Source organism: Pseudomonas sp. LTGT-11-2Z (assembly GCF_003691445.1).
GTDB lineage: Bacteria > Pseudomonadota > Gammaproteobacteria > Pseudomonadales > Pseudomonadaceae > Aquipseudomonas > Aquipseudomonas monteilii.
In genome coordinates this window covers 1,137,653-1,164,575 of sequence record NZ_CP033104.1, presented here as the reverse complement: position 1 = coordinate 1,164,575, position 26,923 = coordinate 1,137,653, and the positions used below count along the sequence as shown (strand labels likewise).

Sequence of the window (26,923 nt, the reverse complement as noted above, 5' to 3'; positions counted from 1 at the left end):
GCGACCCATGACCACCTTCAAGCGAATCTTCCGCCCCGCCCTGCTCGCGCTGGCCCTGTTCGGGGGGGCCGCGCACGCCGCGCTGGTACCCCCCCAGGGGTACTACGAGGGGATCGAAAAGCTCAAGACCGGCGACGGTAACTTCCGCTGCGAAGCAACGCCCAAGCCGTACACCGGTGCGCTGCAGTTCCGCAGCAAGTACGAAGGTTCGGACAGTGCCCGGGCAACCCTCAACGAGGATTCAGAGCAGGCCTTCCGCGATTCCACCAAGGACATCACCACCCTGGAGCGTGGCGTGGCCAAGATGGTCAACCAGTACATGCGCGACGGACGCCCGGCACAACTCGACTGCGCCCTGACCTGGTTGGGCACCTGGGCGCGTGCCGATGCGCTGATGTCCACCGACTACAACCACACCGGCAAATCCATGCGCAAATGGGCGTTGGGCAGCATGAGTGGTTCTTGGCTGCGCCTGAAGTTCTCCAACTCGCAGCCGCTGGCCGCGCACCAGGCCGAGGCCGAGCTGATCGAAAAATGGTTCGCCCGCCTTGCAGAGCAAACCGTGCGCGATTGGAGCAACCTGCCGCTGGCGAAGATCAACAACCACAGCTACTGGGCCGCCTGGTCAGTCATGGCCACCTCGGTGGCGACCAACCGCCGCGACCTGTTCGACTGGGCCGTGAAGGAATACAAGATCGGCGCCAACCAGGTCGACGAGCAGGGCTTCTTGCCCAACGAGATCAAGCGCAAGCAGCGCGCCCTGGCCTACCACAACTACGCCCTGCCACCGCTGGCGATGATCGCCAGCTTTGCCAAGGCCAACGGTGTGGACCTGCGCAGCGAAAACAACTTTGCCCTGCAGCGCCTGGGGGAAGGCGTGCTGTACGGCGCTCGCGATCCTAAGCACTTCGCGGAACGCGCAGGCGAAAAGCAAGACATGAAAGACCTCAAGGTCGACAGCAAGTACGCCTGGCTCGAACCGTGGTGCGCGCTGTACCAGTGCGTGGGTGACACGCTCGAACGCAAGCACGGCATGCAGCCATTCGACAGTTTCAGGCTCGGCGGCAACCTGACCCGGGTCTATGACCCGAGCGCAGACACCAAGAAGTAACGCAAAACCCTGTAGGAGCTGGCTTGCCTGCGATGGGCCGCGAAGCGGACCCGACAATGGCTGGGCAAGACTTCGCCTTGCATCGCAGGCAAGCCAGCTCCTACAGGGATCTAGGTAGCCCCCCACATTTGTGTGGGGGGTTTGGGGGGCGCTGTGCCCCGGATGCTGTGAACAAAAAGGAGAACCGGGATGGTCTTCTCGTCCAACGTGTTCCTGTTCCTGTTCTTGCCGATCTTCCTCGGCCTGTACTACTTGAGCGGGCAACGCTATCGCAACCTGCTACTGCTGGTCGCCAGCTACATCTTCTATGCCTGGTGGCGGGTGGACTTCCTGGCCCTATTCGCCGGGGTCACCCTGTGGAACTACTGGATCGGCCTTAAAGTCGGAGCCGCCGGCGTGCGCACCAAGCCGGCCCAGCGCTGGCTGCTGCTGGGCGTGGGCGTCGACCTGGCAATCCTTGGCTACTTCAAGTACGCCAACTTCGGTGTCGAAAGCCTGAACGCGATCATCAGCTCGTTCGGCCTGGAGCCGTTCATCCTCACCCACGTGCTGCTGCCGATCGGTATCTCGTTCTACATCTTCGAGTCGATCAGCTACATCATCGACGTGTACCGTGGCGACACCCCGGCTACCCGCAACCTCATCGACTTTGCAGCGTTCGTGGCGATCTTCCCGCACCTGATCGCCGGCCCCGTGTTGCGCTTCAAGGACCTGGTCGACCAGTTCAACAACCGCACCCACACCCTGGACAAGTTCTCCGAAGGTTGCACCCGCTTCATGCAGGGCTTCATCAAGAAAGTGTTCATTGCCGACACCCTGGCGGTGGTGGCCGACCACTGCTTCGCCCTGCAAAACCCGACCACGGGCGACGCCTGGCTGGGCGCGCTGGCCTACACCGCGCAGCTGTACTTCGACTTCAGCGGCTACAGCGACATGGCCATCGGCCTGGGCCTGATGATGGGCTTCCGCTTCATGGAGAACTTCAAGCAGCCCTACATCAGCCAGTCGATCACGGAGTTCTGGCGGCGCTGGCACATCAGCCTGTCGACCTGGCTGCGCGACTACCTGTACATCACCTTGGGCGGTAACCGCAAAGGCACCTTCAACACTTACCGCAACCTGTTCCTGACCATGCTGTTGGGCGGCCTGTGGCACGGCGCCAACTTCACCTACATCATCTGGGGTGCCTGGCACGGCATGTGGCTGGCCATTGAGCGTGCGCTGGGCATCGACACCAACCCGCAGCGCTTCAACCCGGTGAAATGGGCCTTCACCTTCCTGCTGGTGGTGGTCGGCTGGGTGATCTTCCGCGCCGAAAACCTGCACGTGGCCGGCCGCATGTACGGCGCCATGTTCAGCTTTGGCGACTGGCAGCTGTCGGAACTCAACCGTGCCCAACTGACCGGCCTGCAAGTGGCCACCCTGGTGATCGCCTACCTCACCCTGGCGTTCTTCGGCCTGCGCGACTTCTACCGCAATGCCAAGCCTTCGCCCAAGGCGACCCCGGTGCAGGTCAACACTGACGGCTCGATCGGCCTGGACTGGACCCGGGTGATGACCCGCGCCCTGGTGCTGCTGCTGTTCGTGGCCTCGATCCTCAAGCTCTCGGCGCAAAGCTACTCGCCGTTCCTGTACTTCCAGTTCTGAGGCCGATGACATGAACCGTACTTTACGCATCACGTATTCACTGTCGTTCCTCGGCTTGCTGGTGGGCATGGGCGTGTGGTCCACCGGTGGCCTGCAAAGCTTCCAGCGTACCGAGCAGATGACCGTGCTCAACGGCAAGCTGGCCAAGGCCGCCGAAACCCACTACGACGAGCAGTTCCCGATCAAGCGCCTTGGCACCAACCTCTGGGCCGCGCTGGACTTCAAGCTGTTCAACGAAGGCCGCCCCGGTGTGGTGCTGGGCCGCGACCAGTGGCTGTTCAGCGACGAAGAGTTCAAGCCCACCGCCGGTGCCGAGCAACTGATGCAGGAAAACCTGGCGCTGATCCGCGGCGTACGCGACACCTTGCAGCAGCACGGCAGCCAGCTGGTGCTGGCCATCGTGCCAGCCAAGGCGCGTATCTATTCGGAATACCTGGGCAAGGAGCAACCGGCCAGCCTGCACGACGACCTGTACAACCAGTTCCATGCTCAGGTGCGCCAGGCCAACGTGTTCGCCCCCGACCTGCAAGCGGCCATGGAACAAGCCAAGGCCCGTGGCCAGGTTTTCCTGCGCACCGACACCCACTGGACGCCGATGGGCGCCGAAGTGGCAGCGCAGGCGCTGGCTGAAGCCGTAAGCCGACAGAACCTGCTCAACGGCGACCCGCAAACCTTCGTGACCGAAGCCGGCAGCACTGCGCCCTACAAAGGCGACCTGACCAACTTCCTGCCGCTCGACCCGCTGTTCAGCAACCTGCTGCCAACCCCGGACAACCTGCAACAACGCACCACCCGCCCGGCAGAAGCAGCGGCTGACGGCGACGACGCGCTATTTGCCAACAACGAGATCCCGGTAGCGCTGGTGGGCACCAGCTACAGCGCCAACCCGCACTGGAACTTCCTTGGTGCGCTGCAACAAGCGCTGCGCAGCGACGTGGCCAACTACGCCGAAGACGGCCATGGCCCGCTGCTGCCAATGCTCAAGTACCTGCAAAGCGACGCCTTCAAGAACGCCGCACCCCAGGTGGTGGTGTGGGAGTTCCCCGAACGTTATCTGCCCATGAAAAACGACTTGAGCAGCTTCGACCCGCAGTGGATCGCGCAGCTGAAGAACACCCGTAAATCCGAAGAAAACCTGGCCTTGTCGTCCACCCGGACGAACCACTGAACGATAGAGAGGAAATGCACATGACTACCAAGACTTCCATTGCCAAAGCCCTCACCCTCGCGGCCGGCCTTTCCCTTGCTTCGATGCAGGCCTTCGCCGGTGCCGACGCCGCCCTGTATGGCCCAAGCGCGCCGAAAGGTTCGACCTTCGTGCGCCTGTACAACGCCGCCAGCGCACCCGCTGCCGCTTCGGTCGGCAACACCCAGATCAAACAGGTAGGCGCTCAGGCCAGCAGCGACTTCAGCTTCCTGCCAGGCGGCGACTACACCGCCCAGGTCGGCGGCAAGAGCGTGCCGGTGAAGCTGGCCTCGGACAAGTACTACACCCTGGTCAACAGCAGCAGCGGCAACCCGCAACTGATCGAAGAACCGCCGTTCAAGAACAAGCAGAAAGCCCTGGTGCGCGTGCAGAACCTGAGCGACCAGCAGCTGACCCTGAAAACCGCCGATGGCAAGACCGAAGTGGTCAAGCCGGTGGCCGCCAACGGCCGTGGCGAACGTGAAATCAACCCGGTGAAGGTCAACCTGGCGTTGTTCCAAGGCGACAAGAAAGTGGGCGACGTGAAACCCGTCGCCCTGGAGCGCGGCGAAGCCGCAGTGCTGTACGTAACGGGTTCCGGCAACGCCTTGTCGCCGGTGTGGGTAACTCGCCCCGTGGCTAGCAACTGATCCCTCTGCCTATTAACGACTATTGGAGAAACATGATGATCCCGGTAATTCTTTCTGGTGGTAGCGGTTCGCGTCTGTGGCCTCTGTCGCGCAAGCAGTTCCCTAAACAGTTCCTGGCCCTGACCGGTGAACACACCCTGTTCCAGCAAACCATCGAGCGCCTGGTGTTCGAAGGCATGGACACACCGATCGTGGTCTGCAACAAGGACCACAAGTTCATCGTCCAGGAGCAACTGGCTGCCCTGAAGCTGGAAACCCAAGGCATCCTGATGGAGCCGTTCGGCCGCAACACCGCGCCGGCCGTGGCCATGGCCGCCATGAAGCTGGTCAACGAAGGCCGTGACGAGCTGATGCTGGTACTGCCTGCCGACCATGTGATCGATGACCAGAAAGCCCTGCAACGCGCACTGGCGCTGGCCACCGTGGCCGCCGAGCGTGGCGAGATGGTGCTGTTCGGCGTGCCGGCGACCAAGCCGGAAACCGGCTACGGCTACATCCGCTCCAGCCAGGACGCCCTGCTGCCCGAAGGTGTGGCGCGGGTTGCCCAGTTTGTTGAAAAGCCCGACGAGAAACGCGCCGCCGAGTTCGTCCAGGCCGGTGGCTACTTCTGGAACAGCGGCATGTTCCTGTTCCGCGCCAGCCGCTTCCTCGAAGAGCTGAAAAAGCACGACGGCGACATCTATGACACCTGCGTGCTGGCCCTGGAGCGCAGCCAGGAGGACGGCGATGTGCTGAGCATCGACGAAGCCACCTTCGCCTGCTGCCCGGACAACTCCATCGACTACGCGGTGATGGAAAAAACCCAACGCGCCTGCGTGGTGCCGATGTCGGCCGGCTGGAGCGACGTGGGCTGCTGGTCGTCACTGTGGGAAGTGCATGAAAAGGACGAGGATGGCAACGTCACCAAAGGCGACGTGGTGGTGCAGGACAGCCGCAACTGCATGATCCATGGCAACGGCAAGCTGGTGTCGGTGATCGGCCTGGAAAACATCGTGGTGGTCGAGACCAAGGACGCCATGATGATTGCCCACAAGGACAAGGTCCAGGGCGTGAAGCAGATGGTCAAGACCCTTGACGAACAGGGCCGCACGGAAACCCAGAACCACCTGGAAGTGTATCGCCCGTGGGGCTCGTACGACTCGGTGGACATGGGCGGCCGCTTCCAGGTCAAGCACATCACCGTCAAGCCGGGCGCCAGCCTGTCGCTGCAGATGCACCACCACCGTGCCGAGCACTGGATCGTGGTGTCGGGTACTGCCGAGGTGACGTGTGACGAGAACGTGTTCCTGCTGACCGAGAACCAGTCGACGTACATTCCGATTGCCTCGATCCACCGCCTGCGCAACCCGGGCAAGATCCCGCTGGAGATCATCGAGGTGCAGTCCGGTAGCTACCTGGGCGAGGATGACATCGAGCGCTTTGAGGATGTTTATGGGCGGACATCGACGCCGGTCGAGCGTGGGGTTTCGGTGAAGACCATCGCCCAGTAAAGAAACAGGCTTGAGACAAAAGCCCCGTTACCTTTTCAGGTACGGGGCTTTTCACTGCCCATGATTACTTGGGGCGCCAATCGATTTCGAGATGCCCATCACTCACCTTGTAATCAGTCCCGTTATGCGTGAAGGAATAACTGAAATCGAAGGACAGTCGGGCATTCTCTTCAGACCTGAAATCCGTGATGATCATGTCTCGGGTCGCAATCAAGCCTTGATTGACCGCCGCGAAAGCGTACCCGTGCCCTTGACTATCGATATTCAAGTAAGTGCCTAGCGATGACAGTCCTCCCTTCAGGTCTTTTTGCTGGGTAACCAAAATACTGCGCCGCCCTGCATTACTGGCTCGCACATTGAAGTTATCGGCGACAAAACCGGCGTTATCCGAAAGCGCAGGGCTGATACATGCCGACGCAGCGACTACCGGGTGGTTATTCTGTAGCGCAACGCAGGGGCTAATGGTGAAAGCACCCTCAGTTACCTCAAACGCTTGGCCATTTTCATCCTCCCCCTTGAACGTGAACTTCGCCGAGATCGCACCAGTTGCTTGCACTTCAGTGATGACAAGCTTTCCGCTCTTTGCAGGCCCTTTACCTTGGATGCCAAGAAACGCCCTTATCTTGCCCTGACCTTCAGGCTCGATGGGGAAACTGCCCACACCGATTGCTTCAGGAAAACCGATATAGATAAAGGGTTCGTCATTCAATGCCCTGTCGTCGATCGCGAGAATGCCAAAGCCTGGTTGATAATCAATGGCGCTGGCTTCGAATGTTGTGCCCGATGACAATGTAGCCTGCATCGTTCCAGTGAAGGCCCATTGTTTGGCATCCGTGTGTATCGCGTTCATTTCCCTATCTCCAGTAAAGATTGAAGTATTGTCAAACTACCCAGGCAGTGGGCAGCTGACTGCTGCAAACAAGGCTACTGCGAGAACAGGCACGTCGGTACTGACAGAAATACCAGGTAGATAGCATGTAAAGCCCTGCAGCAACCCGGGCCATTACTGTCCTTCAAGCGCGGTCCATTTACCGCTACGATGGCTGAACCTGCATACTTGAGGTCACCGACTCATGTTGATCGGCGCTGCTCTGATCCTTACCTGGCTGGTATTGCTTCTGCGCTATCCAGCCAAGGCCCTGCCCGTCTCCATGGCCGCCGTCTGCGGCCTGGGCCTGGTGGCCCTGATGGTGTTTTGGCAGGACAGCCGCGAAGCCTTGCAGCTGGCGCGCCTGGACCTGCGCCTGAGCTATGCCCCCGAACACTGCCCCGCCGACCGTGCCCTGCAGGTGCGCATGAAGAACGGCAACGATGCCCCGCTGACCGAACTGCGGTGGCGAGTGGCAGCGTACGCGCCGGGCGATACCGTCAATCTGGCGGAGAACAGCTACAACGCTCCGCGCTATCGTGGCCCGGGTGAACTGCAGCCAGGTGCCGAGTGGAAGGACTGCTTGCCGTTGCCGCCGCTGCGCTCCGGTTACCGGCCACAGACCCTGGAGTTTCGCGCTGAACATCTGCAAGGCAACTTTGCCAATTAATCGAAGGCTATCTACATGCCCACCGTCCTGATCACTGGTTGTTCCAGCGGCATCGGCCGCGCCCTGGCCGACGCCTTCCGCGATGCCGGCCATGAAGTCTGGGCCACGGCCCGCAAGCCCGAGGATGTCGAACAGCTGGCCGCCGCCGGCTTCACTGCACGACAACTGGACGTCAACGATGGCGAAGCGCTCAAGCGCCTGGCCGATGAGCTGGAGGCGCAGCACGGGCGCCTTGACATGCTGGTCAACAACGCCGGCTACGGCGCCATGGGCCCGCTGCTCGACGGCGGCGTCGATGCCCTGAGCCAGCAGTTCGAGACCAACGTGTTCGCCGTGGTCGGCGTCACCCGCGCACTGTTCCCGCTGTTGCGTCGCGCACGCGGGCTGGTGGTGAACATCGGCAGTGTCTCGGGCGTGCTGGTCACGCCATTCGCTGGCGCGTACTGCGCGTCCAAGGCCGCCGTACATGCCCTGAGCGATGCCCTGCGCCTGGAGCTGGCCCCCTTCGGTATCCAGGTGATGGAAGTGCAACCCGGGGCGATTGCCTCGCAATTCGCCAGCAATGCCCAGCGCCAGGCCGACCAGGTGCTGGCGGCGGACTCTGCGTGGTGGCCGTTGCGTGAGCATGTACAGGCACGGGCGCGGGCTTCGCAGGACAAGCCGACTTCGGCGGCGGTGTTTGCCCAAGGCGTACTGGCGGCCGTTGGCAAGTCACCCGTACCCGCAGTGGTGCGGTTGGGGAATGGCAGTACGGCGCTGCCGTTGATGGCCCGGTTGCTGCCGCGGCGGGTGCTGGATTGGGCGTTGCGCAAGCGGTTTGGGCTGCTGCGCCCGCTTTGATTTTTCTGTTGCCAGTACCGGCCCTATCGCCGGCAAGCCAGCTCCCACAGGATCCCATCAGGCCCTAGGCCTGCGCTGTACCTGTGGGAGCTGGCTTGCCGGCGATGGGCCGCACAGAGGCCCCGCTTTTTATGCTTTCTTCACCGGCTGCTCATCAAACGCCTGCCAGCCACCCCCCAGGGCCTTGTACAATCCCACCAGCGCCTGGGACACCGCCGCCGAGCTGTCGATCCACTGCTCCTCACTGGCCAGCAATGCCCCCTGCACCGTCAGCACATTGAGAAAGTCCACCGCCCCTTCCACATACTGGCGCTGGGCGGTTTCCAGGGCGATGCGGTTCTGCCTCACAGCCTCGGCCAAGTGGTCACGGCGCAACTGGCTGGCGTTGTACAGGCGAAGCACATCGTCGATCTCATGCCAGGCACCCAGCACCACCTTGCGGTAGTTCAGCGCCGCTTCCTGCTGCTGCGCCTCGCGCAGTTCCAGGGTGCCCTTGAGCCGGCCACCCTCGAAGATCGGCAACGACAACTGTGGCCCGAAGGCAAAGCGGCGCGAATCCCAGCCGCCGAAATCAGACAACTGCATGGCCTGGAAACCGACGCTGCCCGACAAGCGGATGCTCGGATAGAAATCAGCCTTGGCCACGCCAATGCTGGCCGTAGCGGCATGCAGGCGTGATTCGGCCTGGCGGATGTCCGGGCGACGCTCGGCCAATTCGGATGGCAGGCCGATGGCAAACTTCTGCTGCGGCGCGGGTAATTCGCCGCCTTGCAGCAACTCGGCCTGCAGGCTACGCGGTGGTTCTGCGGCAAGCAGGCTGAGGGCGTTGATCAGGTCATCACGCCGGGCTTCGAGGCTTGGCAGGCGAGCCTCGATCGACGCCACCTGGGCACTGGCCTGAGCCACGTCGAGCCGAGTGGCAACCCCTTCGGCCTGACGGTCTTCGGACAATTTCAGGCTGTGTCGGGCAACCTTGAGGTTGTCCTGTGTCACATCAATCGTGTGCTGCACCGCTCGCAGCTGGATGTAGTTACCGGCGGTTTCCGACAGCAGGGCCAGCAGCACCCCGCGGCGGTCGTTCTCGGCCACTTCGACCGTGGCATCGGCAGCCTCGACCTGGCGCCGCACGCGCCCCCACAAGTCCAGCTCCCAACCGGCCACCAGGTCGCCTTGCCAAAGGTTGTACGCCTCTTTACCCGCTTTACCGGAAGGGTCGCTCAAGCCTTCGGCGCTGTTACGAGCGCGGCTGTAACCGGCGTTGGTGTCTACTGATGGCACCTCATCGGCGGCCACGGTGCGGCGCAAGGCACGGCTTTGCAGCAAGCGGGCGCTGGCCATCTGTAAGTCGAGGTTGCGCTCGGCAACGCGCTGGATCAACGCGCTGAGCTGTCCGTCATGAAAGGTTTCCCACCAGCGCAGCTCCAGCGGTTCGGCTTGCGGCTGGCTGGATGCTGCCTGGCCTTGAAGTGGCGCCCACTGTTGCGGTGCCTGGCTGTCGGGGCGCAGGAAGTCCGGGCCCATCGTGCAACCGGCCATCAACACGGCCAGCACCAAGGGGCTCAAGCGTAATGCAGGTTTCATCGTGCACTTACCTCTTTGCCATCCAGCTTGTCGCCACGGGTATCGATGGTCGCCTCCACCGACATGCCCACCCGCAAGCGGGCGAGCAACGGCTGCCCGTCATCGAACACGATCTTCACCGGGATGCGCTGCACAACCTTGGTGAAGTTGCCGGTGGCGTTGTCTGGCTTGACCGCAGCGAAGGTCAAGCCGGTAGCCGGCGCGATACTCTCTACGTGGCCTTGCAGCTTTTCACCGGAGAAGGTGTCAACGCTGATACTCACCGGCTGCCCCGGCTGCACATGGGTCAGCTGGGTTTCCTGGAAGTTGCCGACCACATAGGCCTGCTGCAACGGCACCACCGATAACAGGCGTGCGCCGGGATTGACGTAGGCGCCCACGCGCAGGGCGCGCTCGCCGACCATGCCGTCCACCGGCGCCGTGATGCGCGTGTAGGACAGGTCGAGCTGTGCCTTTTCCACGCCTGCTTCAGCGCGCTTGAGCTGGCCATCGGCGCTGGCCACCTGGGCAGTAAGGATATCCACCTGCTTGCGCGCCGCCACCAGCGCCGCCTGGGCATTGGCCAGGCGAGCGCGGGCCTGGTCGACGCCGCTGCGTGCCTGCTGGGCATTCTGCACGGTACCGGCGCCCTGCTCGGCCAGGCGGCTATAACGGTTGACTTCATGGTCGGCGAACGCTGTTTCGGCCTGGGCCGCTTTCACCGCCGCCTCGGCCTGGGCAATCAATGCTGCCTGGCGCTCGAGCGTGGCGCGGGCATCGGCACTTTGCGCCTGAGCCACCAGCAACTGGGCCTGAGCGGCATCCAGGGCGGCCTGGTAGTCACGGGCGTCGATGGTCGCCAGCAACTGGCCTGCCGTGACCTGCTGGTTATCTTCTACCAGCACGTCCTTGATGAAGCCTGCAACCTTGGGCGCAACTACGGTGTAGTCGGCAATGACGTAGGCATCGTTGGTGCTCTGGCGGTGGTCGCTGCCGAACATCCAGGGGCCGACAATGCCAGCCAGAACGGCCACGGCCAGTGCCGAGCCAATGAACAGGGTTTTGCGGTTGTTAGTCATTTCAGCGGTTCTCGAATTCATCCAGGGTTCAGGCCACCGCACGCGGCGGGTAGACCCGGGTAGGCACGAAAGGAATCAGGCAGATCAGGGCCACGGCGATGCCAGCCATGACCAGGTAGAGGTCGGCAGAGGTCAGCACCAGCGCCTGGTCGTGAATACGCCGGGCCAGGCCCGCAGCGCTGTCGTCGACCAGCGGGGCGTTGCCCAGGCTGTCCACCAGGTGATTGGAATGGAAGTGTCGGCGCAGGGTGCCAAGTGCATCCAGCAGGCCACCCGCGATGACTGCAGCCAGGCCTTTGACAGTGTTGAACCAACTGGAGGCGAACGGGCCTTCCTGTGGGGTCATCCCGTTGGTGGACAGCATCAGCAGTGGCAGCACCGCCATGGGCTGGCCAAACACCTGCAACAGGTAGAACGGGTAGAAGTCGCCACGGATCCACTCGCTGGTCAGCAGGCTGCTGCCGACGCACGACACCGCCAGCATCGCCAGGCCGATGCCCAGCACCCAGCGGCAGTCCACTGCGCGGATGTTGCACAGGGCTGCCGTCAGCGGGAGAGCGACCAGTTGCGGCATCGCCACCAGCATCATCAGCGGGCTGGTCTGTGCCGGGCGGTAGCCCTGGATCTGCGCCAGGTAGGCCGACGGGATACTGCCCACGCCCGACAGCACGATCAGCACGCCGGCCAAGGTCACCAAGGCGAAACTCAGGTTGCGCCGCTGCAGCATGCGCAACTGGAAAAACGGCAGCGGCTCGGACCACTCGTTGAACATGAACAGCACCAATAGCAGCAGGCCACCACCCAGCAGCCAGCAGATCAGCGGCGAATCGAACCAGCCCCAACGGTCACCCAGCGACAGGCCTAGCACGATGCAACTGATGGCGGGCAGGCCCAGCAACACACCGCGCCAGTCGAACTGCTTGAAACGCTCCAGACGCAGCGGGTCTTGCGGCAGGCCCCAACCCACGCAGACGATGGCCAGCGCCGACGGCAGGATGATCTGCCAGAAGGCCCATTGCCAACCGACGTACTCGGTCCACAGCCCCGCGAGCGGCGTGCCAAGGTTGGGGCCGAACGTGGCAGTCAGTGCATAGCAGGCCAGGCCATAGACCTTGATGCCCGGCGGCAGAAAGCGCAGTGCCACGCTCATCAGCATCGGCGGCAAGGCACCCGAGGCAAAGCCCTGGAGTATACGCAGCAGCATCAGGCTATGCAGGTTGGGGGCGAACGGTTGCAGCAAGCCAAGCACGGCGAACAGGCCAATGGCGCTCATGGTGAAGCGCCGCAGTGAGAAGGTGGTGGCCAGCCACGGCGCAAAGGCCATGGCCGAGACCGACGCGGCGCTGTACACCGCCAGCAGCCAGGCGCCTTCATCGGCACCTATGCCCATGGCACCGCGGATATCGGCCAGGGAAATCTTGGTGACTGACTCGTTCAGGCCCGCGCACAGCACGGCCAGCAATACACCAAACAGCCCCACCACCACCTGCACGCCGAACGCCGTCTGCGCAGGTGCAGCCGGCGCGGGGGCGGCTGCCAACGCCGCAGAGGGTGCGGTCAGGGAACTCATGAAATTACATCTCCAGCAACAATTTCGAGGCTGGAGCAAGTTTAAGAAGGTCGAATGCTGACGAAAACTGACTTGTTGGCAGCTTTATATTGCGTCAGGCGCAATCGTCAGCAGCATCACGGATCAATACTGCCGCATGCTTTCAACGTCTGTCGTAGCCAACGATGCGCGGGATCGTTGTCGAACCGCGGGTGCCATGCCTGCTTCACATTGACCTTTTCCAACGGCACCGGGATCTCGAACGAGCGCAGTGGCAACTTCAGGCGCTGCACGCTGTTGAGGATATTGGCCGGTATCGGCAGTATCAGGTCTGAATCGGGCAACGAAAACATGGCCGAGTGGAAGCTGGTGGTGATCAGCGCTACCCGCCGCTCCACCTTGTGGTTGGCCAGCGCCACATCGATTGGCCCATTGGCGCGACCACGCCGGGATACGCTGATCTGCGGGTAGGCGGCGAAGCGCTCAGGAGTGATAGGGGCGTCGAAGATCGGATGCCCTACGCGCGCCAGGCCCACGAAATAGGTGTTGAACAGGCTCTGCACCTTGATTTCCGGGCCCAGTTCGACGGCCGAGCTGATGATCAGGTCGATGTGCCCATTGCGCAGCACCGCATCATCGTCGCCACTGCCCTCCGGGACGAACCGCAACACCGTACGCGGTGCCTGGGCCAGCATCATGCGCAGCAGTTGGGCGCCGTACAGGGCGATGAACAAATCGTTGGTGCGGATATTGAAGGCACGGTCCAGGTTAACCAGATCGACACCGTCTCGGCTGCGGAACACCTGCCCGGCCTGCTCCACCAGCCCATGCACCTGCTCGCGCAGGGCCAGCGCCCGTGGCGTCGGTACCAGGCCACGGCCGGCACGCACCAGGATCGGGTCGCCCAGGGCATCACGGATACGCCCAAGGGTCCGGCTCATCGCTGCCGGGCTCAGGTTCATGCGCTGTGCTGCCCCGACCACGCTGCCCTCGTCGAGCAGGGCATCGAGGGCGACAAGCAGGTTCATGTCCGGGAGTTGCATGGCCGTTTTCCGTGGCAGCTGTGGGGATGGCGATGGTAGCAGGTTGGTGGATTGCACCAGACGCAATGCGCTCGTGCGTGGAGGGGCATTTATTCCGGAAGTGGATTGGGCCAAAAATATTGCATGGCAGGTTCGGCCCATTCGCGGGTAAACCCGCTCCCACAGAGACTGCGCGGATTTCGAAAACTGTGGTGTACCTGTGGGAGCGGGTTTACCCGCGAAAGGGCCCGGACAGGCAACCGTTCAGCCAGCCTTGTACAAGGATCCCCAATGCCCACCCCCGTCCTGATCGCCATCGACGCCTCCCCCGCTTCCAGCGCCCTGCTCACCCTCGCCCGCCGCTACTGCCGCCCCGGCGAACACGAACTGCACGTATTGCTGGCCATCGACTCCACCTTCGCCGTCCACGAACAACCCGCCCCCTATACAACCGAAGAGCTGGAGGAATACCCCGCCGCCTGCGAGGAACAGCAACATGCCGACCACGCCGTCGCCCAGGCCGTGCGCGAGTTGCAGCAAGCCGGCTTCGCCAGCCAGGGCTGCATGGTGGCCGGGCAACCGGTCGAAGTGATCGTGGCCAAGGCGCAGGAGCTGAACTGCGAGCTGATCATCATGGGCCACCGTCACCTGTCGCGGCTGGGGCGGATGCTGGATCCGTCGATCAGCGCGAAGGTGATTGACCGGGTGAAGGTTCCGGTGTTGGTGGGAGTAGCCTGACCGCCCATCAGAGGGGTAATGCACTTGCATTGACCAAGCAATGCATTCGCATTACCTTGGAATGCATAGCTTCCCCTCAAAAGGACATTGCCCATGGCAACCACTCTCGACGTCGAGTCCACACTGACCGATCGCTATCAGACCACTGTTCCCGAAACAGTACGGCGCGCCTTGGGCTTGAAAAAACGTGACAAGATCCATTACTCGATTCGCCCTGACGGTGAGGTGATACTCACCCGTGCAGAAGCAACCGAGAGCGATCCAGTACTGGGCAAATTTCTGGATTTCCTGGCACACGATATCGCCACCAACCCTCAACGGCTGCAGGTTGTCGATGCTGACCTCATCGCGCGTCTCGACAAGCTTGTCGGCGACGCAGAGGTCGACCTGGATCAATCTCTGTCGGCGGATGATGAATGAGTGATGCGAGCAGGAAGCCTCTGGTTATTCATGGATGGACTGTAATTGCCCACCCGCTGTTCCTGGCCAAACTGGAGGCACTCAGCGCTCAAGTGCAGGCTCAGATGCACAAGGACCCAACGGGTTACACGCGCAGAAATGCCTATAAAAGGCTGGCGGCCATCAAGCGACTGGCCTTCGATGTAATCCCTCAAGACCCGACCAAACCTGAGTACCGGCAGGGGGCCACACTGGGTGGTGACCACAAGCACTGGTTCAGGGCAAAGTTCTTCCAGCAGTACCGGTTGTTCTTCCGCTATCACACCCCCAGCAGGATCATTGTGCTGGCCTGGGTCAATGACGAGTCGAGCAAGCGGGCCTACGAAAGTAGCGACGATGCTTACAAGGTCTTTCAGAAGATGCTGCATACCGGCCACCCGCCGGACGATTGGGAGCAGCTACTGCGAGAAGCTGCAGCCGAATGAGCCGACTGGCTCCCATGATGCGTGAGACCGGTATGGTTCCGAGGGTCACCCCTCGCTCGGCTTCACCACCACCGTACAGGTCGTCCCCGCCGCCAGCAAAAACCCTTCCGGCACTTCATCAATGTGAATCCGCACCGGCACGCGCTGCGCCAATCGCACCCAGTTGAAGGTCGGGTTCACGTCGGCGATCAGCTCGCGGCTTTGCGGGTTGTCGCGGTCGTAGATGCCGCGGGCGATGCTCTCTACATGGCCCTTGATGCGCTCGCCGCTCATCATCTGCAGCTCGGCCTGGTCGCCCACTTTCACGTGTGGCAACTTGGTCTCCTCGAAGAACCCGTACACCCAGAACGAGTTCTCGTCGACCACCGCCATCACCGCTTCACCGATACGCGCATAGTCGCCCTTGTGGATATTCAGGTTGGTCACATAACCGTCCACCGTGGCCACGATGTGGGTGCGCTTGAGGTTCAGTTCGGCGGCAGCCAGTTCAGCCAGAGCCTGCTGGTAATCGGCCTGGGCGGAGTTGGCGATGTTGCTGGCGTCGTCGCGGTTTTCCTTGGAGATCACCAGGTTGTCCATGTCGGCCCGACGCTTGGCATTGACCTTGCGCATTTCCCAGGTCGCCTTGCGCGAGGCGACCAGAGCCTTGGCCTGGTCGACTGCCAATTGGTAGTGCTCGGGGTCGATCTGGATCAGCAGGTCGCCCTTCTTCACCCGCTGGTTGTCCTTGACCGGGACGTCCACCACGTAGCCGGGCACGTCGGCGGCGACGTTGATGATGTCGGCACGTACGCGGCCGTCGCGGGTCCAGGGCGTGGTCATGTAGTGCAGCCACAACTGGCGACCGATGGCCACGGCAGCGACCAGCACCAGCAGGGTGGCGATCAGGCTGAAGAACTTTTTCATTGAAGGATTCTCACCAGTAGACAGTAAGCGCCATGGCGCCGAACAGGCAGACGAACAGGCTCAGACGCAGCAGCGCCGGGTGCCAGAAAAAGCGGTAGCCATCATGGCTGGCGATGAACCGGTCCAGGCCCCAGGCCAGGCCCAGGGCGAACAGGAACATCAAGGTCATGGTGGGCATGTACACGCCATGGAAGGCGATTTCACGGGGCATGGTGCAGTCCTTTCGCCGGTGCCAGTGGCGATTGTGGGTCAAGCAGGGAAGAACGGATGAAATGCAGATAGCTTTGCGCACGGCGCAGCACCGAGGTATCGAAGTGCCGGGCGAATGGCTCGTCGGTGGCTTGCACGCGAGCGATGGCGTGGTCCACCGCCACCAGTGCGCGTTCGTGGTTGCTGGCGCTGGGCTGCAAGAACAGCCTTGCCAGTGCGCGGCCCATCACGCGGATGGCCTGGCGCCACGGTTGTGACTCGGCGTAGGCCGGGTGCACCGGCGCACGGGCCTGCTCTTTGCGCAGCTCGATGACGGCGTGACCGATTTCCAGCACGGTGAACATCCACCCCATCAGCTGGCTTTGCACCTGCGGCTTGCCGGCCGCCAGACCGTAGGCCTGGTGCAACAGGTCGCGGGTGCGGCTTTCAAAGGCCGACCCAAGGCCGCGCAGGCGGCCGCTGATGGCGAACAGCACTTGCTCACGCAGTTCCTGCTCCAGCCGGCTCCACAGCCAGCGGCTGTTGGGCGGCAGGATGATCGCGCCAGCAGCAGCGCAGACGAACATGCCGATGACCATGCCGATGTAGTCGTTGATGAACGTGTAAGGGTCATACACCGTCAGGTTGTTCGGCACCGAACCGATGGCGAAGAACACCAGCAGGCCCAGGCCATAACCGGCGTAAGCCGGGCGCGAGGCAAGGAACGCGCCGAGTACGAACACCGGCGCCAGCACCATGCACAGCAGCGGGAAACCGTCGATCCAGGGGAACACGAAGAAGGTTTCGAAGAAGCCGACAAACGCGCCGATAGCCGTGCCGCAAGCCATCTGGAACGACATGCGTTTGGGGTTGGGCGAAGCCGCCGAAAGGCCCACGGTGACGGTGGCGATCAAGGTCATCATGGCGCCGCTGGGCCAGTCGCTGAGCAGCCAGTAACTGCCCAGCAGCAACAGCACCGCCGAGGCACGCACACCGGCGGCCAGCGACACCAGCCAGCTGGTCTGCGCCACATAGGGCTCATCCCACTGTTCACGCTCGTGCCTGTGCGCCGCCAACGAAGCGTGGGTTTCGGCATAACTGAACATTTCGTCGACAAAGCGGTACAGCAGCTCGAACGCCGTATGGAAGTCGAGCAGGTCGGCCTCGCTGGGTTCGGTCGCCAGGTACTCGGCTCGCAGCCCGCGCACCTGGGCTTGCAGGCCTTCTTTGTAGGCGGCCAGCTCCAGGGTCAGGCGCAGTGCATCGGCATCGGTCAACGCCCGGCCCACGTAGGGCTGTAACAGCTCCACCAAGGTGTTCAGGCCCGGTTCGATGGCACTGACGATCTGCAGGGGGCCACGAGCACGCAGGCGTTCGAGCAAACGGTGCAGGGCATTGAAACGTGTGGTGATGGCCATGAATTCGCTGTTCATGCGCACCAGCCGGCCACTGCGGCGGCGCATGTGCGGGTCTTCGAAGGCAGTGACGTTGCGCAGGCTCTCAAGGCCCACGGCCTCGGCGACGAAGCGCACGTTGCTGCTTTCGAAACGGTCTTTCTGGCTGTCACCGCGCAGGGCTTCCACCACCACCCCGGCGAATACGCCAAAGCGCTGATACAGGGCGTTGCGCATGGCGGCACTGGCCGACTGCGGCAGGATCGCGGCACTGACGAAGGTCGATACCAGAATGCCCAAGGCAATTTCCAGCACCCGCCATACCGCTGCCATGAACGCCTGATCGGGGTGCTGCAGCACCGGCAGGCCGATCATCGCTGCCGTGTAGCCGGCCAGCACGAAGCCATAGGCGCGGAAGGTGCGGTAGCGCATGGCGCCGGCCGAGCACAGGCCCACCCACAAGGCCAGGCTGGGCAGGAACAGCTCGGTGTTCTGCGGGAAGATGGCGATCAGCGCCACCATCATCGCCGAGCCGGCCAGGGTGCCGAGCACTCGGTAGAAGCTCTTGGCGAACACATGCCCGCTTTGCGGCTGCATGACGATGAACACGGTGATCATGGCCGTGCGCGGTTGCGGCAGCTCCAGGCGCATGGCCAGCCACAGGGTGATGAAGGCGGCAGCCAGCACCTTGAAGATGTACACCCAGGTCACACCGTCGGTGCGCGCCCAGGCAAAGAAGCCCCGGCGCCATTCCAGGCTTTGCAGCCAGCGCACGGGCAAACTGGAAGTGCTCATTCGGCGTTATCCGGCTTCTTGTCGAAAATGGCCAGGGTAGCCGGGGTTTTCGGCGCAGCCTGGCGTTCCTCCTTCGGCACATCCTGACCGGCCTGCAGGCCACCGCCCAACGCGGTGACCAGCTCGGCATGGGCGATCAGGCGGGCGGCCTGCACCTGCTGTTGCACTTGCTGCTGGCGGAACAGCAAAGTCTGCGCATTGAGCACGTTCAGGTAATCGGTAAGACCCCGCTGGAAGGCGACCATGGCGATGTCGTAGGTTTTCTGCGCAGCAGCAACGGATTCGGCAGCGAAATGCGACTGTTCTTTCATCGACTCGCGGCGGATCAGCTGGTCGGAGATGTTCTTGAGCGCGCCAACCACGGTCTGGTTGTAACGCGCCACGGCCACGTCATACCCCGCCGAGGCCACGCCCAGTTGCGAGCGCAGGCGGCCACCGTCGAAGATCGGCAGGCTGATGGCCGGGCCGACGTTGTAGTTGAACTTGCGCCCGGTGAGGAACTCCAGCGGGCCACCGCCGGTGGCCATGAAGCCCAGGCTGCCGACCAGGTCGACGTTGGGGAAGAAGCCGGCATGAGCAACGTCGATGCCACGCGCCTGCGCGGCCACCTGCCAGCGGCTGGCAACCACGTCAGGGCGCTGGCCGACCAGTTGGGCAGGCAGGTTGGAGGGCAGTTTCAGTGGTGCAGCCAGGGCCAGGGTCGGGCGCTGCAACTGTGCGCCCTCCCCCGGCCCCTTGCCGGCCAAGGCAGCCAGCTGGTTGCGGGTCAGGGCGATTTCTTCGTTCAGGCTGTCGAGCTGGCGGTGGGTTTCCGGCAGCGGCGCTTCGGCCTGGCTGACTTCGAAATGGGTGCCGATGCCCGCGTCCAGGCGGCGCTTGGCCAAGGCCAGGATCTGCTCTTGCTGCTCCAGTTCGGCCTTGACGATGTCGCGCTGGGCAAAGTGCAGGCTCAGCTGGATATAGGCACGCACCACGTTGTTCTGCAGTTCCAGCTGCGCCTGGCGGGCTTCGGCCACGCTCATGTGCGCCTGATCCACCGCCTGCTCGCTGGCATTGCGTTCGCGGCCCCACAGGTCGAGGGCGTAGCTGAAACCGAAGGCGGCATTGTTGTCCCAGGTGTTGGCGCCAGACAGCGCGCCAGGGCCGTAGAACTGGTCTTCAGGCCAGTTGTGGCGCTTGAGCGTGGCCTGGCCATTGACCTGCAGTTTTTCTGCCGACTCGACCACACCCGCCATGGCCTTGGCTTCGCGCACCCGCGCGGCGGCCATGGCCAGGCTTGGGCTGCCGGCCACGGCCAGGGCCACCCAGCGGTCCAGCTGGGGGTCGCCATAGGCGTGCCACCACTGCTGGTCGGGCCAGTGGGCATCGGTCGCGGCTTCGCGTATGGCCGCGTCGGTGGTCAGTGTATTGGCTTGCAGCGTCTTGCTTTGCGGGGCGATGCCCCAGGTTCCGATACAGCCACTCAAGGTGAGGGCAAGGGCACAGGCACTGAACGCATTGAGCGTTCTGATGATGCGACGGGGCACAGCTGCGATTTCCCGAGGAAGAGGTGAAGGGGCCGGGCAATTCTAGGGGGCGGCAGCACTGGCGATAAGCGCAGATTCCTGCGAATCTTTGTTACCAAAACAGCGATAATCCGCCTTTGGTCGAAGGCAAATTTTCAGCTTTTCATCGTTACTTCGTGACACAATTTTGTCCTCTACATCGAGAGTGACCCATGGACACCCTGCAAAACATGCGTGCTTTCAGTTGCGTCGCCCAGCTTGGCAGCTTCACCGCTGCCGCCGCGCAACTGGATACGACCACCGCGAACGTGTCGCGGGCGGTCTCCAACCTGGAAGCCCATCTGCAAACAAGGCTGCTCAACCGTACCACCCGCCGCATTGCGTTGACCGAGGCCGGCAAGCGCTACCTGATGCGTTGCGAACAGATTCTTACCTATGTGGAAGAAGCCGAGGCCGAGGCCAGCGACGCCCATGCGCGCCCCGCAGGGCAGCTGAAGGTGCACTCGATGACCGGGGTGGGCCAGCACTTCGTGGTCGATGCCATCGCCCGCTACCGCGAATCGCACCCGGACGTGACCTTCGACCTGACCATGGCCAACCGCGTGCCCGACCTGCTGGACGAAGGCTATGACGTGTCCATCGTGCTGGCCACCGAACTGCCCGACTCGGGGTTCGTGTCCCAACGCCTGGGCATCACCTACAGCATCGTCTGCGCTTCGCCCGGCTACATCGCCCGCCACGGCAGCGCGCAAAAGCCGGCAGACCTGCTCAAGCACGCCTGCCTGCGCATGGTCAGCCCGGTGATCCCGCTGGAGAAGTGGCTGTTCGACGGGCCGGAAGGCCAGGAAATGGTCAACATCACCAGCTCGCCGTTCATGGTGAACACCGCCGATGCCATGAAGACCGCGATCCGCAGCGGCATGGGCGTGGGCGTGCTGCCCATCTACTCGGCCATCGACGGCCTGCGTGATGGCAGCCTGGTACGGGTGCTGCCCGAGTACCGCCTGCAGGAGCTGAACCTGTACGCCATCTACCCGTCGCGGCAGTACCTGGATGCCAAGATCAAGACCTGGGTCGAGTACTTGCGCAATTCCCTGCCGGAGATTCTCGCCGCCCATGAGGCGGACCTGAAAACCCATCAGGTGCTGATCGCCAACTAAAAAGCTGCTGCATGGCGGGGGTGGACAATGGTAGGTTGCTAATCAATGTCCACCACCGCCTTGCAGAGAAGTTGCCCGATGAAAAAGACCGTCCTGGCCTTCAGCCGTATCACCCCGGCCATGGCCGAGCGCCTGCAGCAAGACTTCAACGTGATTTTGCCGAACCCCAAGCTCGGTGACATCAATGCCCAGTTCAACGAAGCCCTGCCCGAGGCCCATGGCCTGATCGGGGTTGGCCGCAAGCTAGGCCGTGCCCAGCTTGAAGGCGCAGGCAAGCTGGAGGTGGTGTCCAGCGTGTCGGTCGGCTACGACAACTACGACCTGGACTACTTCAACGAACGCGGCATCGCCCTGACCAACACCCCCGACGTGCTCACCGAAAGCACCGCCGACCTGGGCTTCTCGCTGATCATGGGCTGCGCCCGCCGTACCGCCGAACTGGATGCCTGGACCAAGGCCGGCAACTGGCAGGCCACCGTGGGCCCGGCGCACTTTGGCAGCGATGTACATGGCAAGACGCTGGGTATCGTCGGCATGGGCAACATCGGCGCCGCCGTTGCCCGCCGTGGTCGCTTTGGCTTCAACATGTCGGTCATTTATTCGGGCAACAGCCGCAAGAGCGTGCTGGAGCAAGAACTGGGGGCACAGTTCCGCAGCCTGGAGCAGTTGCTGGCAGAAGCGGACTTCGTCGTGATCGTGGTGCCGTTGTCCGAGGCCACCCGCCAGTTGATCGGTGCGCGAGAGCTGAAGCTGATGAAGCCAAGCGCCTTCCTGATCAACATCGCGCGCGGGCCGGTGGTGGACGAAGCGGCGCTGATCGAAGCGCTGCAGAACGGCACTATTCGTGGCGCCGGGCTGGATGTGTACGAGAAGGAGCCACTGAGCGATTCGCCATTGTTCAAGCTGCCGAACGCCCTGACCCTGCCGCACATTGGTTCGGCCACTGCCGAAACCCGCGAGGCCATGGCCAACCGGGCGATGGACAACCTGCGCGCGGCACTGCTGGGTGAGCGGCCGCGGGATCTGGTGAATCCACAGGTGTGGAAAGGCTGATAGTCATATTTTGCCTGCACCGGCCCTTTCGCGGGCGAGCCCGCGAAAGGGCCGGTGCAGGCAGCACATTACCTATTTGACCACCACCATCCCCTCGGGCACCTTGGCCTTGGGCTTGCGAAACACCAGCACATTCCCCGCCATCACCGCCACCAGCCCCAACAAGGCCGGCGCCGTCCACTGATACCCCTCGGCCACCGCCGACACATTCAACGCCACCAACGGGAACAGCACCGTGCAATAGGCCGCCCGCTCCGGCCCCATGCGCCCGACCAGAGTCAGGTAGGCAGTAAAGGCAATCACCGACCCCGGCACCACCAGGTACAACAACGAGCCGATGTAGCGCACATTCCACTCCATGCTGAACGGCACGCCGCTGACCACACAGAACACCGCTAGCATCGCCGCCCCGTAGACCATGCCCCAGGCGTTGGTAGTCATGGGTTTGAGCCCGGCCTTCTGTTGCATGCTCGATAGCATGTTACCCGCCGAGAAGCACAGCGTGCCGAGCAAGGCCAGGCCGAGGCCGTACAAGGTCTCGCGGCTGGCGGTGTGGTGTGACAGCTCGGGCCAGAACAGCAGCCCCAGCCCGAGCAGGCCCAAGGCTCCGCCGCCAAACACATTGCTGGCGATCTTCTGGCCGAAGAAGATCCGTGCATTGAGCGCATTCCACAGGGTAGCGGTGGAAAACACCACGGCGATCAAGCCACTGGCGACCCACTGGCTGGCACTGAGGAAACAGATGAAATTGACGCAAAACAGGCACAGGCCCTGAGCCAGGCAGATCTGGTGGCCACGGCGGTTCATGGGTTGCAGGCGGCGGGTGAGCAGCAGGAAGGCGAACAGGATCAGCCCGGCCAGGGCGAAGCGGTAAACGATCGAGACCGGGATCGCGACCACACCCAGCTGGAGCTTCAGGGCGATCCAGGTGGTGCCCCAGATCAGGACGGTGAGCAGGTACAGTGACAGGTTCATGGCGGTGGTTCCTTGGGCCTTTCAAGATCGGTGCCCGGCGCTTCGCGGGCAAGCCCGCTCCCACAGGGATCGCCAGTGTTCTTCCGATCAGCGTTTGCCTGCTTGCACAAACTTGCGCTTTTCTTGCCCTGGTGGATGTCACTCGACCACAGCCGCAGTAGGATGGCTGGCAAGAGGATTCGCCCATGACCCCACTCACGCAGCTGCAAGTGTTCAACGCCATGCACGCCTCGCCCCACGCCCGGCTGGAGCTGAGCGCGCACCTGGGCGATGGGCTGGCGGCGGCGTTGTGGAGCAACCGGGACGATGCCCGCGATTATCAGGCACCGACCCATCACACCCTGTCGTGCTACATCGCCGACGGCACCGGCACCTTCCGCCGCCAGCGCCCGGCCGAAAAGGGCGCGCCGGGCAAGCTGTGCGTGATGCCAGCCGGGCAGGAATCGAACTGGGTGGTCAATGGTGCAATCCGCCTGGCACACCTGTATGTCAGCGAGGCGCAATTCGCCTTGGGTTGCGTGCGCCTACTCGACCGGGAGCCGCGTGAACTGCAATTACAGGAAGCGACCTTTCTCGACGACCCGCAACAGGCCGCGCGCTTTCGCCAACTGATCACCCTGGACTGGGACGAGTCCGGCGAGCGCCTGCTGGCCAGCAGCCTGGCGCACGAGATTGTCGACCATGCATTGCTCAGCCAGGTCGGGCTGCGCCAGGGCCTGCGCCTGAAAGGTGGGTTGGCGCCGAACCTGCGCCGGCAAATGGTCGAGTACATCGAGGCGCACCTGGACCAGCCGATTACCCTGGGTGAACTGGCCCTGCGCTGCAACCTGTCCGAATACCACTTCGCGCGCATGTTCCGCACCAGTTTCGGGCTACCGCCGCACCAGTACTTGCTGGCCCGGCGGCTGAACAGGGCCCGCCAGCTGTTGCGGCTGGGGGAAATTCCGCTGGGGGAAATTGCCTTGATGTGCGGGTTTGCCAGTGCCAGCCATTTCAGCAACCGGTTCCGCCAGGCGCTGGGCGCAACACCTGGCGAGTACCGTTCGGCCATTCGCGGCTAAAGCCGCTCCCACAGGTAAAGCGTTGCGCTTGAGGCGGGCGCGCTCCCTGTAGGAGCGGCTTTAGCCGCGAAGAGGCCGGTACAGGCTGGCTCAAAACTCGAAAGTGCTGGACAGGCTCACCTGCCGCGCATCCCCGATTGCCACAAAGTACTGGTTCACCGCCGAGCTGTAGTAGACCTTGTCGAACAGGTTCTTCACGTTCAGTTGCAAGCGCACGTTGTGCTCATCCAGCTTGGTCTCGTAGCTGGCGAACGCATCGGCCACGGTGTAGGACGGCAGGTCGAAGGTGTTGGTCGAGTTGCCCGCGCGCTCACCCACATAACGCGCACCTGCGCCCATCCGCAGCTTGTCGCCCCCGAACAGGCTGCCGAAGTCGTACACGGCCGACAACGAACCGCTGTGCTTGGCCACGTTCTGCAGGCGGTTGCCTTGCAGGTCCGGGTCCTTGGTGACCTTGGCGTCCGTGTAGGCGTAGCTGCCTATAAGGCTCCAGTGCTCGCTCAGCTGCCCCGTCAGATCGAGCTCCACGCCACGCGAGCTGACCTCGCCGGCGTTGCTGTACACCGTCTCTTTCGTGGTGGCATCAAAGTTGGAAACCAGCACATTGCGCTTGGTGATGTCGAACAGCGCCAGGGTACCGGTCAGGCGACCGGGCATGTCTAGCTTGGCGCCCAGCTCCCACGACTTGCCTTCCTCGGGTGCAACCGACGAGTCCAGCACCACGCCGCCCGTCAGCGGTGCAATGCTGGAGTTGGGCTTGAACGACTCGCTGTAGCTGCCATAGAACGACAGCTGGTCATCGACCTTGTAGACGATGCCGGCATGCGGCACCCAGGCTTGGCCGCTGTTATCGGTATTGGCCGTGAACGGACGGCCACGGCCTGCGTACTGGTCGAATTGCTGGAATCGGGCACCGGCCACCAGGATCCAGTGGTCGTCCAGGTGCAGCGCATCCTGCACGAACAGTGCATCGGTGCGCAGCTTGTCGGTCTGGTCACTGTCACTGGCTCTTACTGTGGTGCCCTCCACCTCCTGGCCGTAGACCGGGTTCACATAGCTGAACGTGGATTGCGCAGTCTGGCGGATCAGATCACCGCGAAAGATCTTGCGGTCTTCATGGTCGACGCCGAACAGCAGGTCGTGTTGCATACCGGCCAACTCCACGTTGCCCGCCAGGCTCAAGGTGGCGAACTGGTCACGGCTCATGGCGTTGTGGGTGCCGTCGATGCTGCGAGTCAGTGTGCCTTTGGCTTCGTTGACCCCGGTCACCCGCACCTGGCTGGCATCATAAGTCTCGCGGTTGAAGCTGTAGCCAAAGTGCAGCTTCCAGTCATCGGCCAGTTGGTGGTCGACTTCCAGGCGGTACAGGTCAGACCGCCCTTCCATGTCGTTGAACGGCTCGTCCAGGCGCCGCGTGGCGGGGATGTTCAGCGGATGGCCGTTGTTGCCGAACGCGGTGCCGCGGTCGAAGGGCGAGAGAAACTCGCGGTGCTCGTACGCCAGCACCACCTGGGTGTCTTCGCCCAGCCAGGCCAGCGACGGCGCTACCAATGACTCGCGGTGTACGCCGTAGTTGCGCCAGTAGTCCTCATCCTCGTGGTCGACGATCAGGCGGTAGGCGAAGTTGCTGTCGCCCAGCGCGCCGGTGCTGTCGAACCCGCCGCCACTGCCGTTCTTGCCGCTGCCGTAGGTGGAGCCACGGACGGTCAGGGCGTTGTACTGCTGCAACTGCGGGCGCTTGCTGACCACGTTGATCACCCCACCCGGGTCCTGGATGCCATACAGCAGCGAAGCCGGGCCCTTGAGCACTTCGACCCGCTCGGTACTGGCGTTGAGGTTGCGGCCCTGCACGATGGGCATGCCGTCGCGCATGATCGAGCCGTCGCGGTTGTCGCCAAAACCGCGTTTCATCACCGTGTCGGAGGTGCCGCCAAAGTTGTTGCCCTGGGTGATGCCACTGACGTTGTAAAGGGCATCGTCGAGGTTGCGCGGAGCCTGGTCGCGGATGACCTGGGCCGGTACCACGTTGATGGCCTGGGGAATGTCCTGGTTCGGGCCTTGTCCGCGCATGATCGAGGCGGTGGTCGGCGGTTGATAGCTGTACACGTCCATTTGCGAGGTCACGGTGGTGGCCTGCAGGTTGAGGGCGCCGGAGGTGTCTGCGGTTTCGAGGGTCAGCGTACGTGCGTCGACGCGGCGCCAGGCCAACCCGGTGCTGCCCAGCAGCTGTTGCAGGGCCTGTTCGGCGCTGAATCGGCCGTTCAGTGCCGGCGCCTGCACGCCCGGTAGTTCCAAGGTGTAGACCACGCTCTGGCCAGTGGTGCGGCTGAAGGCGTTGAGCGCCTGGGCCAGGGGCTGGGCCGGCTGGGCGAAGGCATAGGTCTGCTGTTGCTCGGCGGCACTGGCCAGGGGAGCAACAGCAACGGCCGGGAGCATGGCAAGGCCGAACCAGAGAGGGACGCAACGCGGAGAGAACTTCATGGACGCTGACCTGTGAGAGGGTGATGACTGCGAATGAATCGCACTTCCACTCATTACACGGATGCCACGTCCTGTTACCTCACCCGCTTTTTGAAAAATATTTTGCCTGT

Annotated in this window: 24 protein-coding genes; 13 read left to right on the top strand and 11 right to left on the bottom strand. The window is 63.0% G+C overall.

The features are described from left to right. The first annotated feature begins 7 nt into the window (after positions 1-7). From D8767_RS05285 to D8767_RS05265, 5 genes are all read left to right on the top strand, one after another. Positions 8-1,111 (top strand): mannuronate-specific alginate lyase, encoded by a 1,104-nt coding sequence (locus tag D8767_RS05285; RefSeq protein WP_016713517.1) that lies wholly within the window; start codon positions 8-10, stop codon positions 1,109-1,111. Between the two features lie 189 nt (positions 1,112-1,300). Beyond that, positions 1,301-2,758, top strand: a complete 1,458-nt coding sequence (locus tag D8767_RS05280) for an MBOAT family protein (RefSeq protein WP_016713516.1) — start codon at positions 1,301-1,303, stop codon at positions 2,756-2,758. A gap of 10 nt (positions 2,759-2,768) precedes the next feature. Further along, a complete protein-coding gene (locus D8767_RS05275) occupies positions 2,769-3,926 on the top strand; it encodes an alginate O-acetyltransferase (protein WP_016713515.1) in 1,158 nt (385 codons plus the stop codon). A gap of 20 nt (positions 3,927-3,946) precedes the next feature. After that, a complete protein-coding gene (locus D8767_RS05270) occupies positions 3,947-4,594 on the top strand; it encodes an alginate O-acetyltransferase AlgF (RefSeq protein ID WP_016713514.1) in 648 nt (215 codons plus the stop codon). 35 nt (positions 4,595-4,629) lie between these two features. After that, positions 4,630-6,084, top strand: a complete 1,455-nt coding sequence (locus D8767_RS05265) for a mannose-1-phosphate guanylyltransferase/mannose-6-phosphate isomerase (RefSeq protein WP_028698625.1) — start codon at positions 4,630-4,632, stop codon at positions 6,082-6,084. Between the two features lie 64 nt (positions 6,085-6,148). Here D8767_RS05265 and D8767_RS05260 read toward each other — a convergent pair whose 3' ends face one another. Then, entirely contained in the window at positions 6,149-6,934 is a 786-nt protein-coding gene (locus D8767_RS05260; RefSeq protein ID WP_016713512.1) for a hypothetical protein, read from the bottom strand. Between the two features lie 223 nt (positions 6,935-7,157). Here D8767_RS05260 and D8767_RS05255 point away from each other — a divergent pair, with 223 nt between their 5' ends. Together D8767_RS05255 and D8767_RS05250 are read left to right on the top strand one after the other, a co-directional pair. Continuing rightward, positions 7,158-7,622: a hypothetical protein gene (locus D8767_RS05255; protein ID WP_016713511.1), complete on the top strand. Its 465-nt coding sequence runs from the start codon at positions 7,158-7,160 to the stop codon at positions 7,620-7,622. 15 nt (positions 7,623-7,637) lie between these two features. Beyond that, positions 7,638-8,462, top strand: coding sequence for an SDR family oxidoreductase (locus tag D8767_RS05250; RefSeq protein ID WP_016713510.1), 825 nt, complete (start codon positions 7,638-7,640; stop codon positions 8,460-8,462). A gap of 129 nt (positions 8,463-8,591) precedes the next feature. Here D8767_RS05250 and D8767_RS05245 read toward each other — a convergent pair whose 3' ends face one another. From D8767_RS05245 to D8767_RS05230, 4 genes are all read right to left on the bottom strand, one after another. Beyond that, a complete protein-coding gene (locus tag D8767_RS05245) occupies positions 8,592-10,043 on the bottom strand; it encodes an efflux transporter outer membrane subunit (protein ID WP_016713509.1) in 1,452 nt (483 codons plus the stop codon). Further along, positions 10,040-11,101: an HlyD family secretion protein gene (locus tag D8767_RS05240; RefSeq protein WP_016713508.1), complete on the bottom strand. Its 1,062-nt coding sequence runs from the start codon at positions 11,099-11,101 to the stop codon at positions 10,040-10,042. The genes D8767_RS05245 and D8767_RS05240 overlap by 4 nt, the downstream gene beginning before the upstream one ends. A 28-nt stretch (positions 11,102-11,129) precedes the next feature. After that, positions 11,130-12,671: an MFS transporter gene (locus D8767_RS05235; protein WP_016713507.1), complete on the bottom strand. Its 1,542-nt coding sequence runs from the start codon at positions 12,669-12,671 to the stop codon at positions 11,130-11,132. A 116-nt stretch (positions 12,672-12,787) separates the two neighbouring features. Next, on the bottom strand, positions 12,788-13,693 hold the full coding sequence (locus D8767_RS05230; protein WP_016713506.1) for a LysR family transcriptional regulator: 906 nt from the start codon (positions 13,691-13,693) through the stop codon (positions 12,788-12,790). A gap of 270 nt (positions 13,694-13,963) precedes the next feature. Between D8767_RS05230 and D8767_RS05225 the strand changes: the two genes are divergently transcribed. The 3 genes from D8767_RS05225 (at position 13,964) to D8767_RS05215 (ending at position 15,294) form a co-directional block, all read left to right on the top strand. Beyond that, a complete protein-coding gene (locus D8767_RS05225) occupies positions 13,964-14,410 on the top strand; it encodes a universal stress protein (RefSeq protein WP_016713505.1) in 447 nt (148 codons plus the stop codon). A 93-nt stretch (positions 14,411-14,503) separates the two neighbouring features. Then, positions 14,504-14,830, top strand: coding sequence for a type II toxin-antitoxin system PrlF family antitoxin (locus tag D8767_RS05220; RefSeq protein WP_016713504.1), 327 nt, complete (start codon positions 14,504-14,506; stop codon positions 14,828-14,830). Continuing rightward, positions 14,827-15,294: a type II toxin-antitoxin system YhaV family toxin gene (locus D8767_RS05215; protein ID WP_016713503.1), complete on the top strand. Its 468-nt coding sequence runs from the start codon at positions 14,827-14,829 to the stop codon at positions 15,292-15,294. The genes D8767_RS05220 and D8767_RS05215 overlap by 4 nt, the downstream gene beginning before the upstream one ends. A gap of 45 nt (positions 15,295-15,339) precedes the next feature. On the opposite strand, the gene D8767_RS05210 is transcribed toward D8767_RS05215, so the two are convergent. From D8767_RS05210 to D8767_RS05195, 4 genes are read right to left on the bottom strand one after another with little or no spacing between them, the layout of a single operon-like run. After that, positions 15,340-16,200 (bottom strand): HlyD family secretion protein, encoded by an 861-nt coding sequence (locus tag D8767_RS05210; RefSeq protein ID WP_121757793.1) that lies wholly within the window; start codon positions 16,198-16,200, stop codon positions 15,340-15,342. 10 nt (positions 16,201-16,210) lie between these two features. Further along, on the bottom strand, positions 16,211-16,411 hold the full coding sequence (locus D8767_RS05205; RefSeq protein WP_009685040.1) for a DUF1656 domain-containing protein: 201 nt from the start codon (positions 16,409-16,411) through the stop codon (positions 16,211-16,213). Next, complete coding sequence (locus D8767_RS05200) at positions 16,401-18,578, bottom strand: FUSC family protein (protein ID WP_016713501.1); 2,178 nt, start codon at positions 18,576-18,578, stop codon at positions 16,401-16,403. The genes D8767_RS05205 and D8767_RS05200 overlap by 11 nt, the downstream gene beginning before the upstream one ends. Next, positions 18,575-20,104 carry an efflux transporter outer membrane subunit gene (locus D8767_RS05195; protein ID WP_016713500.1) on the bottom strand — a complete coding sequence of 510 codons (1,530 nt, stop codon included), beginning with the start codon at positions 20,102-20,104 and terminating at the stop codon, positions 18,575-18,577. Before D8767_RS05195 ends, D8767_RS05200 begins: the two co-directional genes overlap by 4 nt. Positions 20,105-20,295: 191 nt before the next feature. Between D8767_RS05195 and D8767_RS05190 the strand changes: the two genes are divergently transcribed. Together D8767_RS05190 and D8767_RS05185 are read left to right on the top strand one after the other, a co-directional pair. After that, a complete protein-coding gene (locus D8767_RS05190; RefSeq protein ID WP_016713499.1) occupies positions 20,296-21,243 on the top strand; it encodes a LysR family transcriptional regulator in 948 nt (315 codons plus the stop codon). Positions 21,244-21,321: 78 nt separating this feature from the next. After that, entirely contained in the window at positions 21,322-22,296 is a 975-nt protein-coding gene (locus D8767_RS05185; RefSeq protein ID WP_016713498.1) for a D-glycerate dehydrogenase, read from the top strand. Positions 22,297-22,368: 72 nt separating this feature from the next. Here D8767_RS05185 and D8767_RS05180 read toward each other — a convergent pair whose 3' ends face one another. Further along, a complete protein-coding gene (locus tag D8767_RS05180) occupies positions 22,369-23,271 on the bottom strand; it encodes a DMT family transporter (RefSeq protein WP_016713497.1) in 903 nt (300 codons plus the stop codon). Positions 23,272-23,456: 185 nt separating this feature from the next. Here D8767_RS05180 and D8767_RS05175 point away from each other — a divergent pair, with 185 nt between their 5' ends. Beyond that, positions 23,457-24,332 carry an AraC family transcriptional regulator gene (locus tag D8767_RS05175; RefSeq protein WP_016713496.1) on the top strand — a complete coding sequence of 292 codons (876 nt, stop codon included), beginning with the start codon at positions 23,457-23,459 and terminating at the stop codon, positions 24,330-24,332. Between the two features lie 90 nt (positions 24,333-24,422). Here D8767_RS05175 and D8767_RS05170 read toward each other — a convergent pair whose 3' ends face one another. Further along, the gene (locus D8767_RS05170) at positions 24,423-26,813 is read right to left on the bottom strand and encodes a TonB-dependent siderophore receptor (RefSeq protein WP_028698632.1); all 2,391 of its coding nucleotides are present in this window, start codon (positions 26,811-26,813) and stop codon (positions 24,423-24,425) included. Positions 26,814-26,923: the final 110 nt, after the last annotated feature.